Below are 17,834 nucleotides of genomic sequence, written 5' to 3'. Positions count from 1 at the left end.
GGTGTGGACCTGACCGGTATCGATCAGTCCGTCGCGGCGCTGACCGCCGCGGGCCAGGTCAGCGGGCGCACCAGCGGGCCGGCGCCGCGAAGGTCGCCGTCGGTCAGCCCGGCGCGCGGATCAACCCGGTGCAGCAGGGCACGGCCGCGGTGCCGGGCCGGGAGTGCTCAGCGCACCCGGATCTGGAACGTCCAGGGCGCGCTGCGGTTGCCCGCCTTGTCGGTGGCCCGGTAGGACACCCGGTGGTTGCCCTTGCCGCGGACCTTGACCGGCCCGCGGTAGGTGGTCCACGCGCCCCCGTCCACCCGGTACGAGATCACCTGCACCCCGGAGACGTCGTCCTTCGCGGTCAGGGTGACGCGCGTCGAGCCGTTGCCGGGCCGGAACGAGGCGGCGACGGACGGCGCCCGGACGTCCCGCCGCACGGTGAGCGTGCCGGGCGCCGACACGTTGCCGGCGCGATCGGTGGCCCGGTAGCTCACCACGGTCACGCCGACCGGCAGCGGGACCGGCTTGGTGTAGGCCTGCCACCTGCCGCCGCCGATCCGGTACTCACGGGAGGCGATCCCGGACGGGTCGGTGGCGGTGACCACCAGCGCCACCGGGCCGGTGAACCAGCCGTGCTCCCCGGTCGCCCGGGCCGGGTCGGTCGCGCCGGTGACCGCGGGCGCCGTCCGGTCCGGCTGCAGCGGCACCCCGACCTGCTGCACGGTCTCGGCGTTGCCGGCCCGGTCGGTGGCGAAGAACGCGAGCCGGTGCGTGCCGGTGAGGGTGAACGGCTTCGCGTACGGCTGCCACGGCCCGTCGTCGACCCGGTAGCCGATCGAGGCCACCCCCGAGGCGGTGTCCTGCGCGCTGAGCGTGACAGTCCACGCGTCCCGGCCGGCCCGTACGGCGACCGCGGACATCGGCGGCTCCGGGTCCACCCTGACCGCCAGCTCCGCGACCGGGCCGAGGATCAGGTTGGCGCCCCGGGCCCGGTGCCGCACGGTGTACTCGCCGGCCGGCAGCGGCACCGGGCCGGTGTAGCCGGTCCAGGCGCCGTCGGCGAGCGCGTACTCGACGGCGCTGTTGCCCGTTCCGCCGTCGAGGGTGAGGGTGGCGCCGGCGCCGGACCAGCCGTCGGAGCCGGGCCGGGAGACCGCCGCCCGCGGCGGGATGCCGGTGTACGCCAGCGGGTCGACGCTCTCCAGCGTCGGGATCACCGGGGTGATCGCCCCGGCCGCGTCGAAGTAGAGCCGGTCCAGGGTGGTCTCCCGGTGGAAGCCGTCGCCGCCGGGGATGGCGAACCGGTGGTACGCGATGTACCACTCGTCGCCGCCGGGCACCTGGATGATCGAGCTGTGCCCGGTGCCGAGGATGCCCAGCGCCGGGTCCTTGGCCAGGATCAGCCCCTTGGCGGTGAACGGCCCGTACGGTGCGGTCGCGGTGGCGTAGCCGACCCGGTAGTTCTCGCTGCCGGTGTCGTCGATGGAGTAGCTGAGGTAGTAGGTGCCGTTGCGCTTGTTCATGAACAGGCCCTCGCGGAAACTCGTGAGCCCGCCGATGGTCTGCCGCTTCGCCACGTCGATCGAGGTCAGGTCCGGGTTCAGCGGCGCGACGTAGGCCGTGCCGTTGCCCCAGTACAGGTAGCTCTGTCCGTCGTCGTCGGTGAAGACCGCCGGGTCGATCTGCTGGGCGTTGCGGTAGTCGTCGCGGTCGATCAGCGGCGCTCCGGAGTCGGTGAACGGGCCCAGCGGCGAGTCGGCCGTGGCCACGCCGATGTTGCCGGCGGCGCAGAAGTAGAAGTAGTACTTGCCGTTCGCCGCCGTGATCGCCGGCGCCCAGGCGTTGGTGTGCGCCCACGAGACGTCGGCCAGGTCGAGGATCGTGCCGTGCTCGGTCCAGGTGGCCAGGTCGGTCGAGGACCACACCTTGAACGTGGTGCTTCCCCAGCCGGCGATGCCGTCGGTGGTCGCGTAGATGTAGTAGGTGTCGCCGAAGCGGACGATGTTCGGGTCGGCGGTGGTGCCGGGCAGCACCGGCGAGCGCATGACCCGGGTGGTGACCGTGTAGGCGCGGGTCGCCCCGGCCGCGCTCGTGACGGTGATGCGCCGGGCCGTGGACCAGTCCCCGGCGCCCGCCCCGGTGACCGTCGAGGTGCCCGCCACGGTGAAGACCGGGTTCAGGTTGCGCCGGTCGGTGCCGGGCCTGACCGGCAGCACGATGGTGCCGGCCTCGCTGTCGATCAGCGCCGGGGCCCGCAGGCTGTCCAGCGTCACCGCGGACACCGTGGTGGCGTTGGCGCCGAGCTCGGCGACCTCGGCGCCGGAGAGCGCCCGGTTGTAGATCCGGACGTCGCGCATCCGGCCCTGGAAGTACTTGTCCGCGGTGTACACCGAGCGGCCGAGGTAGTTGGCCTTGGTGACGCCGTTGCCGATCGCGCCGGGCGTCACGGTGACCGCGGTGTTCTGCGCGACCTGGCGGCCGTCCAGGTAGAGCGTCGCCCTGCCGTCGCCGGTGGTGTACGTGAGGGTCCGCCACGCGCCCCGGCCGAGCGGGCTGCTCGTCGCCGCGCCCTGCTCGGTGCTCCAGTTGCCCGAGGCGATGGCCGCGCGGTAGTTGTCGCCGGTGCTGAACACGTACCCGTTGCCCACGCCGGCGGCGTCGGTGTTGCCCATCCCCCAGAGGAAGTAGGGCTTCTGCTGGGCCGGGTCGACCCACACGTCGGCGGAGACCGTCAGCCCCCGCATCCCGGCCATGGTGTTGTCCGGCAGCTTCACGTGACCGTCGGTGCCGCCGAACGCCAGGCTGCCGTCGCGCCAGGTCGCGCCGCCGACCACGGTGGCGTTGTTGCCGTTGCCCGAGGAGTCGACGACCGTGGTGCCGGAGGTCTGGTCGAGGGCGTACCGGGCGACCAGGCCGTCGGCGCCGGCCGGCAGCGGCTCGGGGGCGCCGGAGAGCCGGTCCAGCTCGGCCTGGGTGACCGGCAGGACGGTGCCGTGGCGCGGGCTCTGCGGCAGCGCGTAACTCGCCGGCACCCGCCACTGGGGATTGTCCAGGTCGTCGGTGCCGAGCGGGATGTAGCCGCGGCCGCCGTACTCGTCGACGAAGAGGTAGTAGTCCGAGCCGGACTCGTCGCCGGGGTTGGCCTTGAAGGCCGTCGGGCCCTCGACGGCCGAGGTGCCGGCGGCCTTGCCGATGCAGGAGGCGACGATCGGCCAGGCCGGGTGGGCCGGGTCGTGCGCCGGGTCGGCGACGTCGTCGACCGCGACCAGCGAGTCGGCGCGCTCCTGGATGATGTCGCTGCACCCGGTGACGCCGCCCTCGTCCTTGGTGAAGCGGTGGTACCGGCCGCCCTCCTTGATCACCGTGCTGTCGATCCGGGAGGCGCCGCGGTCCTGCCAGATCCGCGGCGCGCTGAAGCTGACGAAGTCGCGGGTGGTGGCGTAGAGCATCCGGTTGTACGTGTCGCCGGTGTGCCCGGGGTCGGACTCGGCGTAGAGCTTCGAGGCCCAGAAGACCACGTACTGGCCGAGGGCGTCGTCCCAGAACGCTTCGGGCGCCCAGGTGTTGCCGGCGGTCGGCGGCGAGACCAGCACGTGCCGCTGCTGGCCCCAGTGCACCAGGTCGGTGGACTCCCAGACCTCGATGTGCCGGCTGCCGCGGCGCTGCGAGTCGTCCCACGAGGTGCCGCTGCCGATGGACAGGTCGGTGGCGATGAGGAAGAACTTGTCGCCCTCGGGCGAGCGGATCAGGAACGGGTCGCGCAGGCCCTTGGTGCCCAGGGTGGAGCTGAGCACCGGCTGCCCGCCGTTGAGCTCGGTCCAGCGCAGCGCGTTGTTGCCCTGGCTGGCGGCGAAGTGGATCTTCTCGCCGGCGATGCTGTTGCCGGTGAAGTAGGCGAAGGCATACCCCTTCAGCGGCGCCGGGGCGGGCAGCGGCGGCACGGTCGCGGTCAGCGTCTTCTCCGCGCTGACCGCGCCGAGGGAGACGGTCGCGGTCAGGTCGACCCGCCGGGCCGGGCTGCCGGCGGCGGGCCGGCGCACCACGCCGGTGGGGCTGATCGTGGCGGCGTCCGCGCTGGACCAGGCGACGGTGGTGCCGTGCCGCCCGGTGACCGGCAGCGTCAGGTTGCCCCGGACGTCGTCCAGGTTGGTCACGGTCAGCGCGGCGCGGGCCTCCTCGACCCGCTCCGCGGCGCTGAGCGCGGCCTTGACGGTGACCGCGAAGGCCCTGGTGTCGCTGACGGATCCGCTGCTCACGGTCGCGGTCAGGGTCACGGTGGTGTCGGCGGCGGGGCGCGTGACCGCGCCGGCCGCGGTGATCACGTCCGGGTCCGAGGTGGCCCAGGTGAGCTTGCTGCCGTACGCGGGGCCGGCGGCGGGCAGGCTCAGGTCCGCGGTGACCGCCGAGGTGTCCCCCAGGGTCAGCGCGGCCTTGTCCCCGGCGACCCGGGTGGCGGCCGGGATGGCGATCCCCGCGGCCTCGGTGGCGCTCAGCGCCCGGTCGTAGATCCGGAAGTTGCGGACCCGCCCGCGCAGGTACGCGTCCGCCGAGTAGACGGACCGGCCCAGATAGTTGGCCGTGGTGGCACCGGCGCCGATGCCGCCGGGCTTGACGGTGACCCCGGTCTTCGTGGCGACCGGCTCCCCGTTGAGGTATTCGGTGGCCACCCCGTCGGCGCCGAGCGTGTAGCCGATGCTCACCCAGACGCTGCGGGGCAGCGCCGCCGTGGCCCGCGCGGTCTGCTCGGTGCTCCAGTTCCCGCTCGCGATCGAGGTCCGGTAGACGTCGCCGGTGGCGAACAGGTAGCCGTTGCCGGCCCCGCCGGCGTCGGTGTTGCCCAGCGCCCAGATCATGTACGGCGACGCCTGCGCCGGGTCGATGGCGACGTCGGCGGAGACGGTCACCTCGTCGAGCCCGGCGAGCACGTTGTCGGGCAGGTCGACGTGCCCGTCGGCGCCGCCGAGCACCAGGCCCGCCCCACCGGCGGCCCACGACGCGTCGCCGCGCAGCACGCCGTCCCGGCCGTGTCCCGAGGTGTCCACCGCGGTGCCGCCGGAGGTCTGGTCCAGGTCGTACCGCAGCACCAGGCCGTCGGTGACATCGGCGGCGGCCGCGGCGGACGGCGCCAGGAGCATCCCGGCGGCCAGCAGCAGCGGCACGGCGATACGCGGGAACAGGCGGGACTCGGCGACCATGCGGGGCCTCTATCCGGGAGGTGGGGGCCGGGAGATTGCCGAAAGTGTTAGCGGTAACAACAACGCTGTCAAGCAGGTGACATCACACCGAAACGCCGTCGCAACCGAGCGGTACCCTTCGTCCACCTATCGAGGTACTTACCTTTACAGATCCCTCAAAATATGGACACCATCGGGGACGACTGGTGGGCATCTAGTCGGTCCGAGGTGGACGGAGGGCTGGCCATGGTTGCCGAAGGTTCCGGCGAGGCAGTTCCACAGGCGCACCGGCGGGACCCGGTGGCGGACTATCCGGACCGGGCCTCGCTCCCGGAGCTGTTCGCCGCGCAGGTCGCGGCGGCACCCGGCGCGACGGCGGTGGTCGAGGGCGAGCGCCTGCTCTGCTACGCGGAACTCGACCGCTGGTCCGACGGGCTGGCCGCCCGCCTGGCCGCGGCCGGGGTGCGGCCCGGCGACGCGGTGGGCCTGCTGGGCGACCGTTGCCTGGAGGCCCCGGTCGGGATGCTGGGCATCCTGAAGGCCGGCGCCGTCTACGTGCCGCTGGATCCGGCGGATCCGGACGGCCGGCTCCGCACGCTGATCGCCGAGGTGGGGATCCGGCACCTGGTCAGGCTGCCGGGCACCGCGGGAGTCCTGGAGGATACCGGCTCGGTCGCGGTCGCCGGCGCCGCCGATGGCGGCGCCCACCCGCCGGGGCCCGCAACCGGTGGCGGTGATCCGGCCTACATCATGTTCACCTCCGGGTCGACCGGCGTGCCCAAGGCCGTCGCGGTGCCGCACCGGGCGGTCACCCGGCTGGTCATCGGCGCCGACTACCTGCGGATCACGCCGGCCGACCGGGTCTCGCACACCGGCCACCCGCAGTTCGACGCGTCGGTGTTCGAGATCTGGGGTGCGCTGCTCAACGGCGCCCGGCTGGTCATCGTCGACCAGGCGACCCTGCTGGACCCGGTCCGGCTGGACCGGCTGTTCGCCGTCGAGGGGGTCACGGTCGCGTGGCTGACCGCCGGGGTGTTCCATCAGTGCGCCCGGACGCTGCCGAGCATGTTCGCCCGGTTGCGCTGCCTGATCGCCGGCGGCGACGTGCTCGATCCGGCCCTGGTGCGCCGGGTGCTGACGAGCCTGCCGCCGCAGCGGCTCCTCAACGGCTACGGGCCGACCGAGAACACGACCTTCTCCACCACCCACCACATCGTCGAGGTGCCGGCGGGGACCGCGCGGATCCCGATCGGACGCCCCGTGGCCAACTCCACCTGCCACATCCTCGACGACCACGGCGAGCCGGTGCCGATCGGCGTGGAAGGTGAACTCTGGGTCGGCGGTGACGGTGTCGCGTCCGGATACGTCAACGATCCGGTCCTGACCGCCGCGCGCTTCGTACCGGATCGGCACGGACGCCGGCCCGGCGCGCGGCTGTTCCGCACCGGTGACCGGGCCCGGTGGCTGCCGGACGGTGTCATCGATTTCCTCGGCCGCCGGGACCGGATGGTGAAGGTCCGCGGTTTCCGGGTCGAGCTGGACGAGATCGAGGCGGTGCTGGCCGGCGCGGCCGGCGTCGCCGGCGCGGCGGCGGCGGTCGCCGGCGACGACCCGGACACCCGGACGATCGTCGCCTACTACCAGCCGGCTCACCCGCCGAGCGACGGCGGCACGAGCGAGCCGGGCGGCCCGGCCGCGCTCCGGGCGTTCCTCGCCGACCGCCTGCCGCGGTTCATGCTCCCCGCGCGGATCGTCCCGCTGGACCGGCTGCCGCTGGCCGGCACGGGCAAGGTCGACCGGGTGGCGCTCGCCGCCCTCGCGGCCGCCGCGATGCGCGGCCCGGACCGGACCACGGCGCCCCTGCCGGCGGACCGCCGGCCGAGGACGCCGATCGAGGTGGGCATCGCCCGGCTCTGGGTGGACGTGCTCGACCTGGAACCCGCCGAGGTCGGCCTCGACGACAGCTTCTTCGACCTCGGCGGCAACTCGCTGCTGGCGGCACGCCTGTTCGTCCGGCTGCAGGCGATGTTCGGTGTCGACCCGACCCAGGGCCGGGTCCTGACGTCCCGGTTGCTGGCCGATCCGACCCTGGCCGGCTGCGCCGCCGCGGTGCGGGAGGCCCGCGCCGGGCTCCTCGACTTCGACGGCGCCGGGCTGGACGCCGGCTTCCGGCGCGAGAGCGGGCTCGACGCCGACGTCCGGGCGCCGGCCGGGGCGGGCGCCCCGCCGCCGGTGGTGGTCCGGCCCCGGACCCCGGCCGACGACGAGCCCGCCGCCGCGGCGACGCCGTACCCGGGCGGGCCCGTGCTGCTCACCGGCGGCACCGGTTTCCTCGGCAGCTACCTGCTGCGCCGGTTGCTGACCGCCACCGAGGCGGACGTCTACTGCCTGGTCCGGGCGGCCGACGGCGAGCAGGCCCGGCTCCGGCTGGCCGCCGGACAGCAGCGGTACCACCTCGGCGAGCTTCCCCCGGACCGGGTGCACCCGCTGACCGGCGATCTCGGCCGGCCGCGTCTCGGGCTGACCGCCGCGGAGTTCGACGGGCTGGCCGACCGGCTGGACCTCGTCCTGCACGCCGGCGCCTACGTGAACTTCGCCTACCCCTACTCGCAGCTGGCGCCGGTCACGGTGGGTGGCACCCGGGACATCGTGCGGCTCGCGATGCCCCGGCGCGTCCCCGTGCACTTCGTGTCCACGCTCGCGGTGCTGGCCGGTTCCGGCGCGGCCGGGGTGCGTGAGGTCTCCGAGGACACGCCGCTGGCCCACCCGGAACACCTGTTCATGGGCTACACCGAGACGAAGTGGGTCGCCGAGACGGTGCTGGGCCGGGCGGCGGACGACGGGCTGCCGGTCGCCATCCACCGGCCGTACGAGATCTCGGGTGATCTCGCGCGGGGGGCGTGGAACCTGGAGAACGCCACCTGCGCGCTGCTGCGGCTGATCGTCGACATGGGGTCGGCGCCGGACGTCGACGTCGCCCTCGATCTGGTGCCGGTCGACGTGCTGGCGGCGCAGATCGTCCACATCGCACTGACCAGGACCAGCCAGACGCGGACCTATCATCTGACCAACCCGCGGCCGGCGGTGCTGGGTGCCATGACCGAGGTGCTGCGCGAGCACGGCTACCGGATCCGGACGCTGCCGTTCGACGAGTGGGTGACGCGGGCGGTGGCGTTCGTCGCCGACCACCCCCGGCACCCGTTCACCCCGTTCGTGCCGCTCTGGGTGGACCGGAGCCCGCGCAGCGGCCTCGTGGTCAAGGAGATGTACTTCACCGCCACCTTCCCCCGCTTCGGCCGGGGCAACGCCGAGCGGGCCCTGGCGGGATCGGCCATCACGATGCCGCCGGTCGACGCCGCGCTGCTCGCCCACTACGTGCGGTTCTTCCAGCGGTCCGGGTACTTCCCCGCCCCCGACGGCGGCCGGCCGGTGACCGGCTCCCGGTCGGCGGCGGCATGACGACCCCGGAGCCGTTGCCCCGGCTGGCCGTCGTGTTCGACTTCGGCTCCGCCAGCCCGATGGGCATCCTCGCCTCCGCCCGGGGCCTCGCCCGGATCGTCTTCCTCTGCGACCGGGACCTGCCCCACGTCCGGTCGCGGTACGACGATCTCCGGGCGCTGGCGCCGGTCTGCGACATCACCGGCCTGACCGACGAGCAGATCCTGGCCCATCCCGGGTGTGCGGACCTCGCCGGCATCGTCACGTTCAGCGAGACCCAGCTCAACCGGACCGCCGCCCTCGCCGGCCGGTGGGGCCTGCCCTTCCTCAGCGTGCCCACGGCGGCGGCGGTGACGGACAAGTACACGCAGCGCCGCATCCTCGCCGAGGCAGGCGTGCAGCACACCGAGTGCCGCGTGGTCCGCGACCCGGCGGACCTCGATCCGGCCCTGGACGCGGTCGGCCTGCCGGCGGTCCTGAAGCCCCGCAGCGGCGCGGCGAGCGCCCGGACCTGCACGGTGCACAGTCTCGACGAGGCCCGGGCCCGGTTGCGGGCGTTCACGGACCCGGCGGCGGGCGGCTCCCCCGGCGAGTTCGTCGTCGAGCAGCTGCTGACCGGCGACCCCGCGGTGGCCGGGGAGGGCTGGGCCGACTACGTCTCCGTCGAGTCGATGACCTCGCACGGCGACATCCGGCACGTCGAGGTGACCGGCAAGTTCCCCCTCGCCCCGCCGCTGCGGGAGACCGGCTACGTGGTGCCCAGCACGCTGAGCGAGGCCCGGCGGGCGGAGGTGCTGGCCCTGACGACCGCGGCCCTCACCGCGCTCGGCGTGCGGCACGGCATCACCCACACGGAGGTCAAGCTCACCCCCGGCGGGCCGCGGATCATCGAGGTCAACGGCCGGCTCGGCGGGTACGTCGCCGAGCTGGTCCGGCGCGCGCGGGGATTCGACCTCGTCCGCGCCGCGCTGACGGTGGCGCTCGGACGGCCGGGCGATCCGCCCCCGACGGCCTACCGGCGGCACGCGTTCCAGTTCTTCCTGACTCCGCCCATGGACGCGGTCACGCTGCGGCGGCTGGACGGGATCGACGAACTCGGCGCCGTGCCGGGAATCCACCTCGTCGAGGTGCTGGTGGAGCCCGGGGCGGCGCTGGACTGGCGGCGGGGCACGCTCGCGTACCTGGGCATCGTGCACGGCTCGGCGCCGGACCACCGAGGAGTGCGGCGCCTGGTGGATCTTGTCGGCCGGACGCTGCGGATCGTGTACGAGGGAGCGCCCAACAGCGACGAAACCCCCACGAACTGACGCTGACCGGTGCTAGCGTCAGTCGCGACGTAGCTTGGTGCATCGGGGGCCGCCATGGTAACGACTCCCGCGGTCGGCGGGCATCGCAGCGTGGGCCGGACCCGCCGCGGCCCGGGCGCGACGGCGCGGCCGCAGCGAGCCACCCATGTCCTGCGGCGCCTGCTCACCCGTGGTGCGGGCCCGGCCGACCTGCGCCTGGCCCTGGCCGCCGCCGTCCTGGCGGGCTCGGCGCTCGGCGGTCTGCCCGGTCGCGACCGGGGCCACCGGGCGACGATCGTGACCGGCGCCCACCTCATCCTGCTCAGCGCCTTCGGCCTGTACGCCCTGACCGTCGTCGGGCGCGCGGACCGGGCCCGCACCGAGGCGCAGCGAGAGGCGGCGTCCAGCCACAACCAGCTGCAGAAGCTGATCGACAACACCGAGTCGAACATCTACATGAAGCGGGTCGACAACGGCCAGTACCTGCTGGTCAACCGGGAGTGGGAACGGCTGTTCGGGGTCACCCGCGACCGGGTCGTCAACCTCACCGACCACGGCGTGTTCCCGGCCGAGCTCGCCGACCAGCTCCGGGCCAACGACCTCCAGGTCGCGGCCTCCGGCAGGTCCGTGCAGTACGAGGAGACCGCGGACAGCATCGACGGCGTGCGCACGTACATCTCGGTGAAGTTCCCCGTGCTGGACACCGCCGGTGAGCCCTACGCCGTGTGCGGCATCTCCACCGACATCACCGACCGCAAGCGCGCCGAGGACGAGGTACGCCGGCTCAACGCCAGCCTCGAGACCAGGGTCCGGCAGCGCACCGCCGAGCTGGAGGCGTCCACCAAGGAGCTCGACGCGTTCGCGTACTCCGTTTCGCACGACCTGCGGGCGCCGCTGCGGTCACTGCACGGCTTCAGCGACGCGCTGCTGGAGGACTACGGCGACATCATCGACGACGTCGGCAAGGACTACCTGCACCGGCTGCAGCGCAACGTGGGGCGGATGGGCCGGATGATCGACGACCTGCTCAACCTGTCCCGCGCCACCCGGGCGGAACTGGACCGCTGTCAGGTGGACCTCTCCGCGATGTGCCAGGACGTCGTCGCGGACCTGCGGGCGGGCGATCCGGATCGCGTCGCCACGCTCGTCGTGCCCGCCGGCCTCACCGCCGACGCCGATCCGCACCTGCTCCGGCTCGCCCTGCAGAACCTGCTGGCCAACGCGTGGAAGTTCACCAGCAAGCGGGACGAGGCGGTCATCGAGGTGGGCCGCACCGTCCACTCCGGTGAGACGTTCTTCTTCGTCCGCGACAACGGCGTGGGCTTCGACATGACCTACGCCGGCAAGCTGTTCGATGCGTTCCAGCGTCTGCACACCACCTCCGACTTCGAGGGCACCGGCATCGGGCTCGCGATCGTGGCCCGCGTCGTGCGCCGCCACGGTGGTCGCATCTTCGCCGAGGCCGAGGCCGACCGGGGTGCGACGTTCTACTTCAACCTGATGAGCGGGGCACAGGGAAAGCCATGAGCGTCGACGGCAGAATCCTCATCATCGACGACAGTCCGGACGACGTGACGCTCACCTTGCGCGCGCTGCGGAAGAACAACATCACCAACACCGTGGACATCGCCACCGACGGGGAGGAGGCGCTGCGGCACCTGTTCCCGCCGGACGAGCCGGCGGCCGGCCGGACGGACGCGCTGCCGGCGCTGGTGCTGCTGGACCTGAACATGCCGAAGATCAGCGGCCTGGACGTGTTGCGGAGCATCCGGTCCGATCCCCGCACCAGATACCTGCCGGTCGTCGTGCTCACCACCTCCACCGAGGAACGCGACATCGTCAACACCTACGACCTCGGCGCCAACAGCTTCGTGCGCAAACCCGTGGCGTTCGACGAGTTCCTGGACGCGGTGCGGCTGCTGGGCATGTACTGGCTGCTGGTGAACCGGCCGGTGGGAAAGCACCGTGACTGAGGAGCCGGAGGAGATCCGGCTGCTGCTCATCGAGGACAGCGAGGACGACGCCGTCCTCGTCGTCGACCGGCTGCGCCGGGCCGGTCTGCGGGTCGACTACGAGCGCGTCGAGACCGCCGACGCGATGCGCGCCGCGCTCCGGCTCCGCTCGCCCGACGTCGTGATCTCCGACAACGGGATGCCGGCGTTCGACGCGGGGGCGGCGCTGCGCCTGCTCCGGGACACCGGGCTGGACGTGCCGTTCATCGTGGTCTCCGGGCAGATCGGCGAGGAGTCCGCCACCGCGCTGATGCGGGCCGGCGCGCAGGACTTCGTGCTCAAGGACAAGCTCGCGCGCCTCGGGCCCGCGGTGCAGCGCGAGCTGCGGGAGGCGCGGGACCGGCAGGAACGGCGGCGGACCGAGGCGGCGCTGCGCACCAGCGAGGAGCGTTTCCGGCTCGTCGCGGAGAACCTCCAGGACGTCCTGTTCCGGTTCCGGCCCGGTCCCACACCGGTGCTCGAGTACATCAGCCCGGCCATCGCCACGATGACCGGGCTCACCCCGGACGAGCTGTACGAGCAGCCGGAACTGCTCTTCACCACGATGGACCCGGACGACGGCGACGCCATGCGGCGGGCATGGCAGTCACCGCCGGACGGTCCGCTCACCGTCCGCTGGGCACGGCCCGACGGCTCGCCCGCGTGTGCCGAGCAGCGGCTCGTCGCGGTGTACGACGCCGGCGTACCGGTGGCCGTCGAAGGCATCCTGCGCGACATCACCGCCCAGGTGGAGGCGGCCGAGCAGCGCCGCGAACTGGAGCGCCAGCTGCACCAGGCGGAACGGCTGGACTCCCTCGGCCAGCTCGCCGGCGGCGTGGCGCACGACTTCAACAACATCCTCGGGGTGATCAGCGGCTACACCGGCTTCGTGCTCGACGAGCTCGGCCCCGGCCATCCGTGCCGGCCGGACCTGGTGAACATCGAGGACGCCACCCGGCGCGCCGCCGCCCTGACCCGCCAGCTGCTCATCTTCAGCCGGCTGCAGCCGTCCCACCCCGAGGTGGTGGACCTCAACGGCGTGGTCGGGCAGATCGAGCACCTGCTGCGCCGCACGATCGGCGAGGACATCGAGTTCCGCATCGACGTCGAGCCGGGCCTCGACTCCGTGGTCATCGACCCCAGCCGGCTGGAACAGATCATCATGAACCTGGTGGTGAACGCCCGCGCCGCGATGCCGGAGGGCGGACACCTCGTCATCCGGACGGCACGCGTGGATCGCCCGTCGGCCACCATGGCCGGCGCCCCGCCGCCGGCCGGGCGCTACGTGAGCCTCGCCGTCAGCGACACCGGCTGCGGCATGGACGAGGAGGTCCAGCAGCGCGCGTTCGAACCGTTCTTCACCACCAGGAGCACCGGCCAAGGCAGCGGCCTCGGCCTGGCCACCGTCTACGGCGCCGTGCAGGAGGCGGGCGGGACGATCGCCGTCGACTCCGCACCCGGTGCCGGCACGCGGATCACCGTCAGCCTGCCGGCCACCGACCTGGCGCCGGTCCCCGAGCCGGACGGCACGACCGGCCAGGCGGACCGGGGCCGGGGCGAACGGATCCTCGTGGTGGAGGACGACGACAACATCCGCACCATCACCCGGCGGGTGCTCACCGGCGGCGGGTACGAGGTCGCCGAGGCCGCCACCCGCGAGGAGGCGCTCCGGCTCATCCACGACGAGGCCCGGACGTTCGACCTGCTCCTGTCGGACGTCATCATGCCCGGCATGCCGGTCCTGGAGTTCATTCGGACCGTGCTCGGCGCCTGCCCCCGCACCCACGTCGTCTTCATGTCCGGCTACACGGCCGACAGCGGCCGCCGGCTCCCCGAGGGCGTGCCCATCGTCCACAAGCCGTTCGACGCGGCGACGCTGCTGCACCAGATCCACACGACGCTGCACAGCGGCAGCGCCACGCCGTCCGCTCAGTTCGGGTAGTAGCAGACGGAGAGGGCCCGGCCCGCCTGCCTCGGGACACCGAGGGCGGCGCAGTCGACCGAACTGCCCTGCCCCTTGTCCACCCAGGCGCCGGCGGCCGGGTCGTAGGAGAACAGCACCACGCCGTCACCCTGCTGCTCCGGCGTCGGCGCGGTCACGCCGGCCTGGGCCCAGCCGTGCGAGCACTCGATGCTCGACGCCTCGATCCGCCAGCCGGCGGGCAGGTCCACCACTTGCTGCAGCGCCGCCGCGGTGACCGGGCACCCGTCACCCGCGGAACTCGGCGAGGAGGCCACCGGTGCCGGGGCGACCGGGCCGGCGGCGGGCGCGGGGTTTCCGGCGCTACAGCCGGTGAGCGCCAGCAGCGCCGCCCCGGAGACGACGAGCAGCGAGGAGCGCGGGGCCATGAGGGATCCTTCGGTCGCCGCCCGGAGTGTCCACTCCGGTCCGGTGTGAGCAACCGGCACACCCTGGCACACCCGATTGCCGGTGGGGTCGGCGGACCGGCGCATTCCCGCGTTCCCGATCGGGGGAATTCCCCCAAGCGGACGGGCGGACATATAACGACCCGCTCGGGCCGCGCGCCGCCGTGGGCCCGCACAACGATGCGCTACGCCGCGGTAACGGATACGCGACACGAAGAACGCGGATTCGTTTATCGCACTGCGCCCGCAGACTGCCCGGCGATATCGGCTATGGTATCGCCAATAGAGGCGGTCACCAGGTGCCGCACCAGGCGTATTCGGGAGTGACCACATGGCAAAGCAGATCGTCACCCTGCTGACCGACGACATTGACGGCAGCAAAGCGGACCGCACCGTCGAATTCAGCATCGACGGCGTGAGCTACACCATCGACCTTTCCGAGAAGAACGCCGGCAAGCTGCGCAAGGCGCTCGACCCGTACCTGGCCGCCGCGTCCCGGATCGGCCGCAGCAGCACCGCCCGGATCGCGCCGCGGGGCGCGGCGCCGGCGCCCAGCCGGGCCAACCGCGACCAGAACCAGGCCATCCGGGAATGGGCCAACAAGAACGGTTACGAGGTCTCCGAACGCGGCCGCATCCCCACCTCGATCGTCGAGGCGTTCCACAGCAAGCGCTGATTCCGCCCGCCCCGGGGCACCGTTGCGAATGCGTTACCGACAACGCGCAACGGGGTCCCGGGTTATGCGAATCCGGGCGGCTCTGCCGAGGGCAGAGCCCGATTCCCGCCACCGCCGGCGGTCGTGGCCCAGGTTCGGAACATGTCTGCCCCGCCGACCGTCGCCGAGCTGAGCGAACTGCTGGTCTCCTGGCTGCACCGGCTCATGCCGGCCGGTGCCCGGCGGGACGGCCTCACCGCCGATCTCGCGGCCACCTTCGCCGGGAGCCGGGAGCCGCTCGACGCGGTCGGCTGCCGGGCCGTCCAGGACGTCGCCCAGCGCCGCCAGTGGTGGACCGTCGACCAGCCGGCCGGCACCGCGCTGACCCAGCCGGTGACGGTCCTGGTCGGCCCGCGCACGTACTCGTCGGCCGAGGCGCTGGCGTACCACCTGCAGGCGCGCGGGCGGGTGACCGTGCTCGGTGAGCCGACCCGCGGCGCCGCCGACCACGTCACGCCGGTCCGGCTGACCCGGCACGTGCTGGGGCTGCTGCCGGAGGCCGAGGTCCGGGACGCGGTGACCGGCGGCAACTGGGAGGGCACCGGCGTCGTGCCGGACATCTTCCAGCCGCACGCCGGCGCCCTGGAGGCTGCCCTGCGACGTCCGGTCAGCTGACCGGGACCGCCTCGACGTCCGCCGGGCCGGCCACCCGGTCGCGGCCGGCGTTCTTGGCGGCGTACAGCGCCCGGTCGGCGGCCAGCACCAGCTGGTCGGCCTCGTCGCCGGCGGCGTGCAGGCCGGCGACGCCGACCGAGACCGTCAGCCGGTGCAGACGGGTGTCGCCCACCGCGACGGGTGCGGCGGCCATCCCGCCACGGACCCGCTCGGCGATCACCCGTGCCTGCTCCGGGTCCGTGGCGGGCAGCAGGATCGCGAACTCCTCGCCGCCGTACCGGGCCACCAGGTCGCCGGGGCGGACCAGCTGGGAGATCCGGTGTGCCACCTCGACCAGGACGCGGTCGCCGCCGTGGTGCCCGTACGTGTCGTTGACCCGCTTGAAGTGGTCGACGTCGAGCAGCAGCATGCCCAGGTCGGCGCCGGAGCGGGCCGAGCGGGCCGCCTCGGCCCGCAGGCTCTCCTCGAAGTACCGCCGGCTGCGCAGGCCGGTCAGGCCGTCGATGATCGCGGCGTTGCGCTGGGCCCGGACCAGCCCGGCCATCCGGCCCAGCACCAGGACGAACAGCACCGTGCAGACCAGCCCGGCCACCGCGACGTGCGGCTCGCCGGTGCGCAGGTGCTGGATGACCATCGTCGCCGGGGCGAGGACGGCCGCCAGCGCCAGCACGGCCAGGCGCGCGGGGGTGGCGTCGGGGGTGACCACGCACGACGGTGCGACCAGCCGCCGCGCGGACGGGTGCAGCACGCCCGCGGCCAGCAGGAACGAGCCGCCCATCCACAACGTGTCGAGGTAGTTGCCGGCCTGGTAGGTGCCGTTGAGCGACTGGATGCTGTACATCGTGTCGGCCACCAGCACCAGGCCGAGGTAGCCGCCGAGCATCCGGAGCGCCGCGGTCCGCGGGCCGGCGCCGAGCATCAGCCGGGCGCCGACCATGATCAGCATCAGGTCGCCGACCGGGTACGCGACCGACACCAGCGTGGTCACGTTGCCGGTGGTCACCGACATGGTCGGCGCGATGACAACCTCGTAGATGAGATAGCCGGCGCTGACCGCCACGATGGCGGCGTCGATGCCGCTGGCGCCGTCCCAGCCCGGGGTGCGGCGCCGCACGACCACCAGCAGCCCCACCGCCATCAGCGGGTACGCCCCCAGATAACCCAGGTCGGCGATGCTCGGGTACGCCACCTCGCCCTGGACCAGCGCGAGGAAGTAGAAGATCAGGTCCGCGGCGGCCGACAACACCCCGGAGCCGGCCACCAGCAGCAGCGGCAGGCGCAGCGGCCGGTGCCGGCGGGCGGCCACCAGGCAGCAGGCGGTCAGCGTGACGTTGGCGCTGGCGTACAGCGCGACCTGGGTGCCGGCCCACGCGCCGCCGAGGCTGACGAGCCAGTAGTACAGCGCGATCACGACCGGGGCGGCGGCGAGACAGAGGTGCCAGGCCGCGGGACGCCGGGTGGCCGCGACGGACAGAGTGCTGCTCATTCCCCGTACGGTCGCAGCCCGCGGCTGCCGCCCGGTTCACCGTCGGTAGCGGCTCGGTTTCACCAGTTGGCGCCGACCGCCTGGGCGAACGTGGCCGTCGCGTCGGCGACGTCGACCTCGCGCAGCTGCAACGGCCCGCCGGTCTCGGTCAGGCAGGCGTTGCTCCCCCCGCCGGCGAAGAACGGGGCGAACCCGACGTCCTGGATCAGCCGGGTCGCCGCGGCCCGGGCGTCCCGGTGATCGGTGCAGATGAACTCGGCCAGCAGCGGGTCCCGGCCCCGGCGGCGGCGCAGCACGCTCGGCGCGACGGTGTTGAACGCCTTCACCCAGTGCGCGTCCGGCGCCCAGCCGGCGAGCGTCTCGAGCCCGCTGAGGTCGTCGGGCACGGCCCGCCGGTAGCCGGCGCCGTCGCGCCACACGACGGGATTGGTGGCGTCCAGCACCGGCTTGCCGGCCAGGGCGCCGGCGGTGACGTCGACCAGGGTGTGTGCGGCCGCCCAGTCCGGGGCGAACAGCACGACCTCACCGAAGGTGGCGGCGTCCGCCGCGGTGACGGTGGCGGTGATGGCCGGGCGCCCCTCGGCGCCGGCGAGGTGTCCGGCCGGTGCGGAGCCGACGACGACGTCATGTCCGGCCTGAGTCCACCACTCGGCCAGCGACCCGCCCAGCTCCCCCGCGCCGATGATTCCGATCCGCATGTCAGCAGTCTGCGCCCGCCGTTCCGGGGCTGTCCGAGAAATGCTTGAACCGGTTCAACTTCCCCGCCCGGCGCGG

The 17,834-nt window shown here is 73.4% G+C and carries 11 protein-coding genes; 7 read left to right on the top strand and 4 right to left on the bottom strand.

Annotation, left to right across the window (positions count from 1 at the left end; translation table 11 throughout):
- Positions 1–167: 167 nt before the first annotated feature.
- Positions 168–5,183: a family 43 glycosylhydrolase gene (locus tag ACIBQZ_RS12590; RefSeq protein WP_396088696.1), complete on the bottom strand. Its 5,016-nt coding sequence runs from the start codon at positions 5,181–5,183 to the stop codon at positions 168–170.
- Between the two features lie 225 nt (positions 5,184–5,408).
- On the opposite strand from ACIBQZ_RS12590, the gene ACIBQZ_RS12585 reads away from it, so the two are divergent.
- Genes ACIBQZ_RS12585 through ACIBQZ_RS12565 form a run of 5 tightly spaced genes read left to right on the top strand, consistent with a single transcriptional unit; the run spans position 5,409 to position 13,819 of the window.
- Positions 5,409–8,621 carry an amino acid adenylation domain-containing protein gene (locus ACIBQZ_RS12585; protein ID WP_396088695.1) on the top strand — a complete coding sequence of 1,071 codons (3,213 nt, stop codon included), beginning with the start codon at positions 5,409–5,411 and terminating at the stop codon, positions 8,619–8,621.
- The gene (locus ACIBQZ_RS12580) at positions 8,618–9,907 is read left to right on the top strand and encodes an ATP-grasp domain-containing protein (protein WP_396088694.1); all 1,290 of its coding nucleotides are present in this window, start codon (positions 8,618–8,620) and stop codon (positions 9,905–9,907) included. Before ACIBQZ_RS12585 ends, ACIBQZ_RS12580 begins: the two co-directional genes overlap by 4 nt.
- A 54-nt stretch (positions 9,908–9,961) precedes the next feature.
- Positions 9,962–11,413 (top strand): ATP-binding protein, encoded by a 1,452-nt coding sequence (locus ACIBQZ_RS12575; protein ID WP_396088693.1) that lies wholly within the window; start codon positions 9,962–9,964, stop codon positions 11,411–11,413.
- Positions 11,410–11,859, top strand: a complete 450-nt coding sequence (locus ACIBQZ_RS12570) for a response regulator (protein ID WP_396088692.1) — start codon at positions 11,410–11,412, stop codon at positions 11,857–11,859. Before ACIBQZ_RS12575 ends, ACIBQZ_RS12570 begins: the two co-directional genes overlap by 4 nt.
- Positions 11,852–13,819, top strand: coding sequence for a response regulator (locus tag ACIBQZ_RS12565; RefSeq protein WP_396088691.1), 1,968 nt, complete (start codon positions 11,852–11,854; stop codon positions 13,817–13,819). The genes ACIBQZ_RS12570 and ACIBQZ_RS12565 overlap by 8 nt, the downstream gene beginning before the upstream one ends.
- Here the strand turns inward: ACIBQZ_RS12565 and ACIBQZ_RS12560 are convergent.
- Positions 13,807–14,226 (bottom strand): hypothetical protein, encoded by a 420-nt coding sequence (locus ACIBQZ_RS12560; protein WP_396088690.1) that lies wholly within the window; start codon positions 14,224–14,226, stop codon positions 13,807–13,809. The two genes, ACIBQZ_RS12565 and ACIBQZ_RS12560, sit on opposite strands and share 13 nt — an antisense overlap.
- A 349-nt stretch (positions 14,227–14,575) precedes the next feature.
- Here ACIBQZ_RS12560 and ACIBQZ_RS12555 point away from each other — a divergent pair, with 349 nt between their 5' ends.
- Both ACIBQZ_RS12555 and ACIBQZ_RS12550 read left to right on the top strand, forming a co-directional pair.
- On the top strand, positions 14,576–14,920 hold the full coding sequence (locus ACIBQZ_RS12555) for an Lsr2 family protein (RefSeq protein ID WP_396088689.1): 345 nt from the start codon (positions 14,576–14,578) through the stop codon (positions 14,918–14,920).
- A gap of 141 nt (positions 14,921–15,061) precedes the next feature.
- On the top strand, positions 15,062–15,574 hold the full coding sequence (locus tag ACIBQZ_RS12550; RefSeq protein WP_396088688.1) for a S41 family peptidase: 513 nt from the start codon (positions 15,062–15,064) through the stop codon (positions 15,572–15,574).
- On the opposite strand, the gene ACIBQZ_RS12545 is transcribed toward ACIBQZ_RS12550, so the two are convergent.
- Together ACIBQZ_RS12545 and ACIBQZ_RS12540 are read right to left on the bottom strand one after the other, a co-directional pair.
- On the bottom strand, positions 15,567–17,060 hold the full coding sequence (locus ACIBQZ_RS12545) for a diguanylate cyclase (protein ID WP_396088687.1): 1,494 nt from the start codon (positions 17,058–17,060) through the stop codon (positions 15,567–15,569). The two genes, ACIBQZ_RS12550 and ACIBQZ_RS12545, sit on opposite strands and share 8 nt — an antisense overlap.
- A gap of 59 nt (positions 17,061–17,119) precedes the next feature.
- Positions 17,120–17,758, bottom strand: a complete 639-nt coding sequence (locus tag ACIBQZ_RS12540; RefSeq protein WP_396088686.1) for an NADPH-dependent F420 reductase — start codon at positions 17,756–17,758, stop codon at positions 17,120–17,122.
- Positions 17,759–17,834 lie beyond the last annotated feature (76 nt).

It is taken from the genome of Actinoplanes sp. NPDC049599 (assembly GCF_044465625.1).
GTDB lineage: Bacteria > Actinomycetota > Actinomycetes > Mycobacteriales > Micromonosporaceae > Actinoplanes.
The sequence above is the reverse complement of the archived record's forward strand: the minus strand, read 5'-3'. Positions and strand labels throughout refer to the sequence as shown.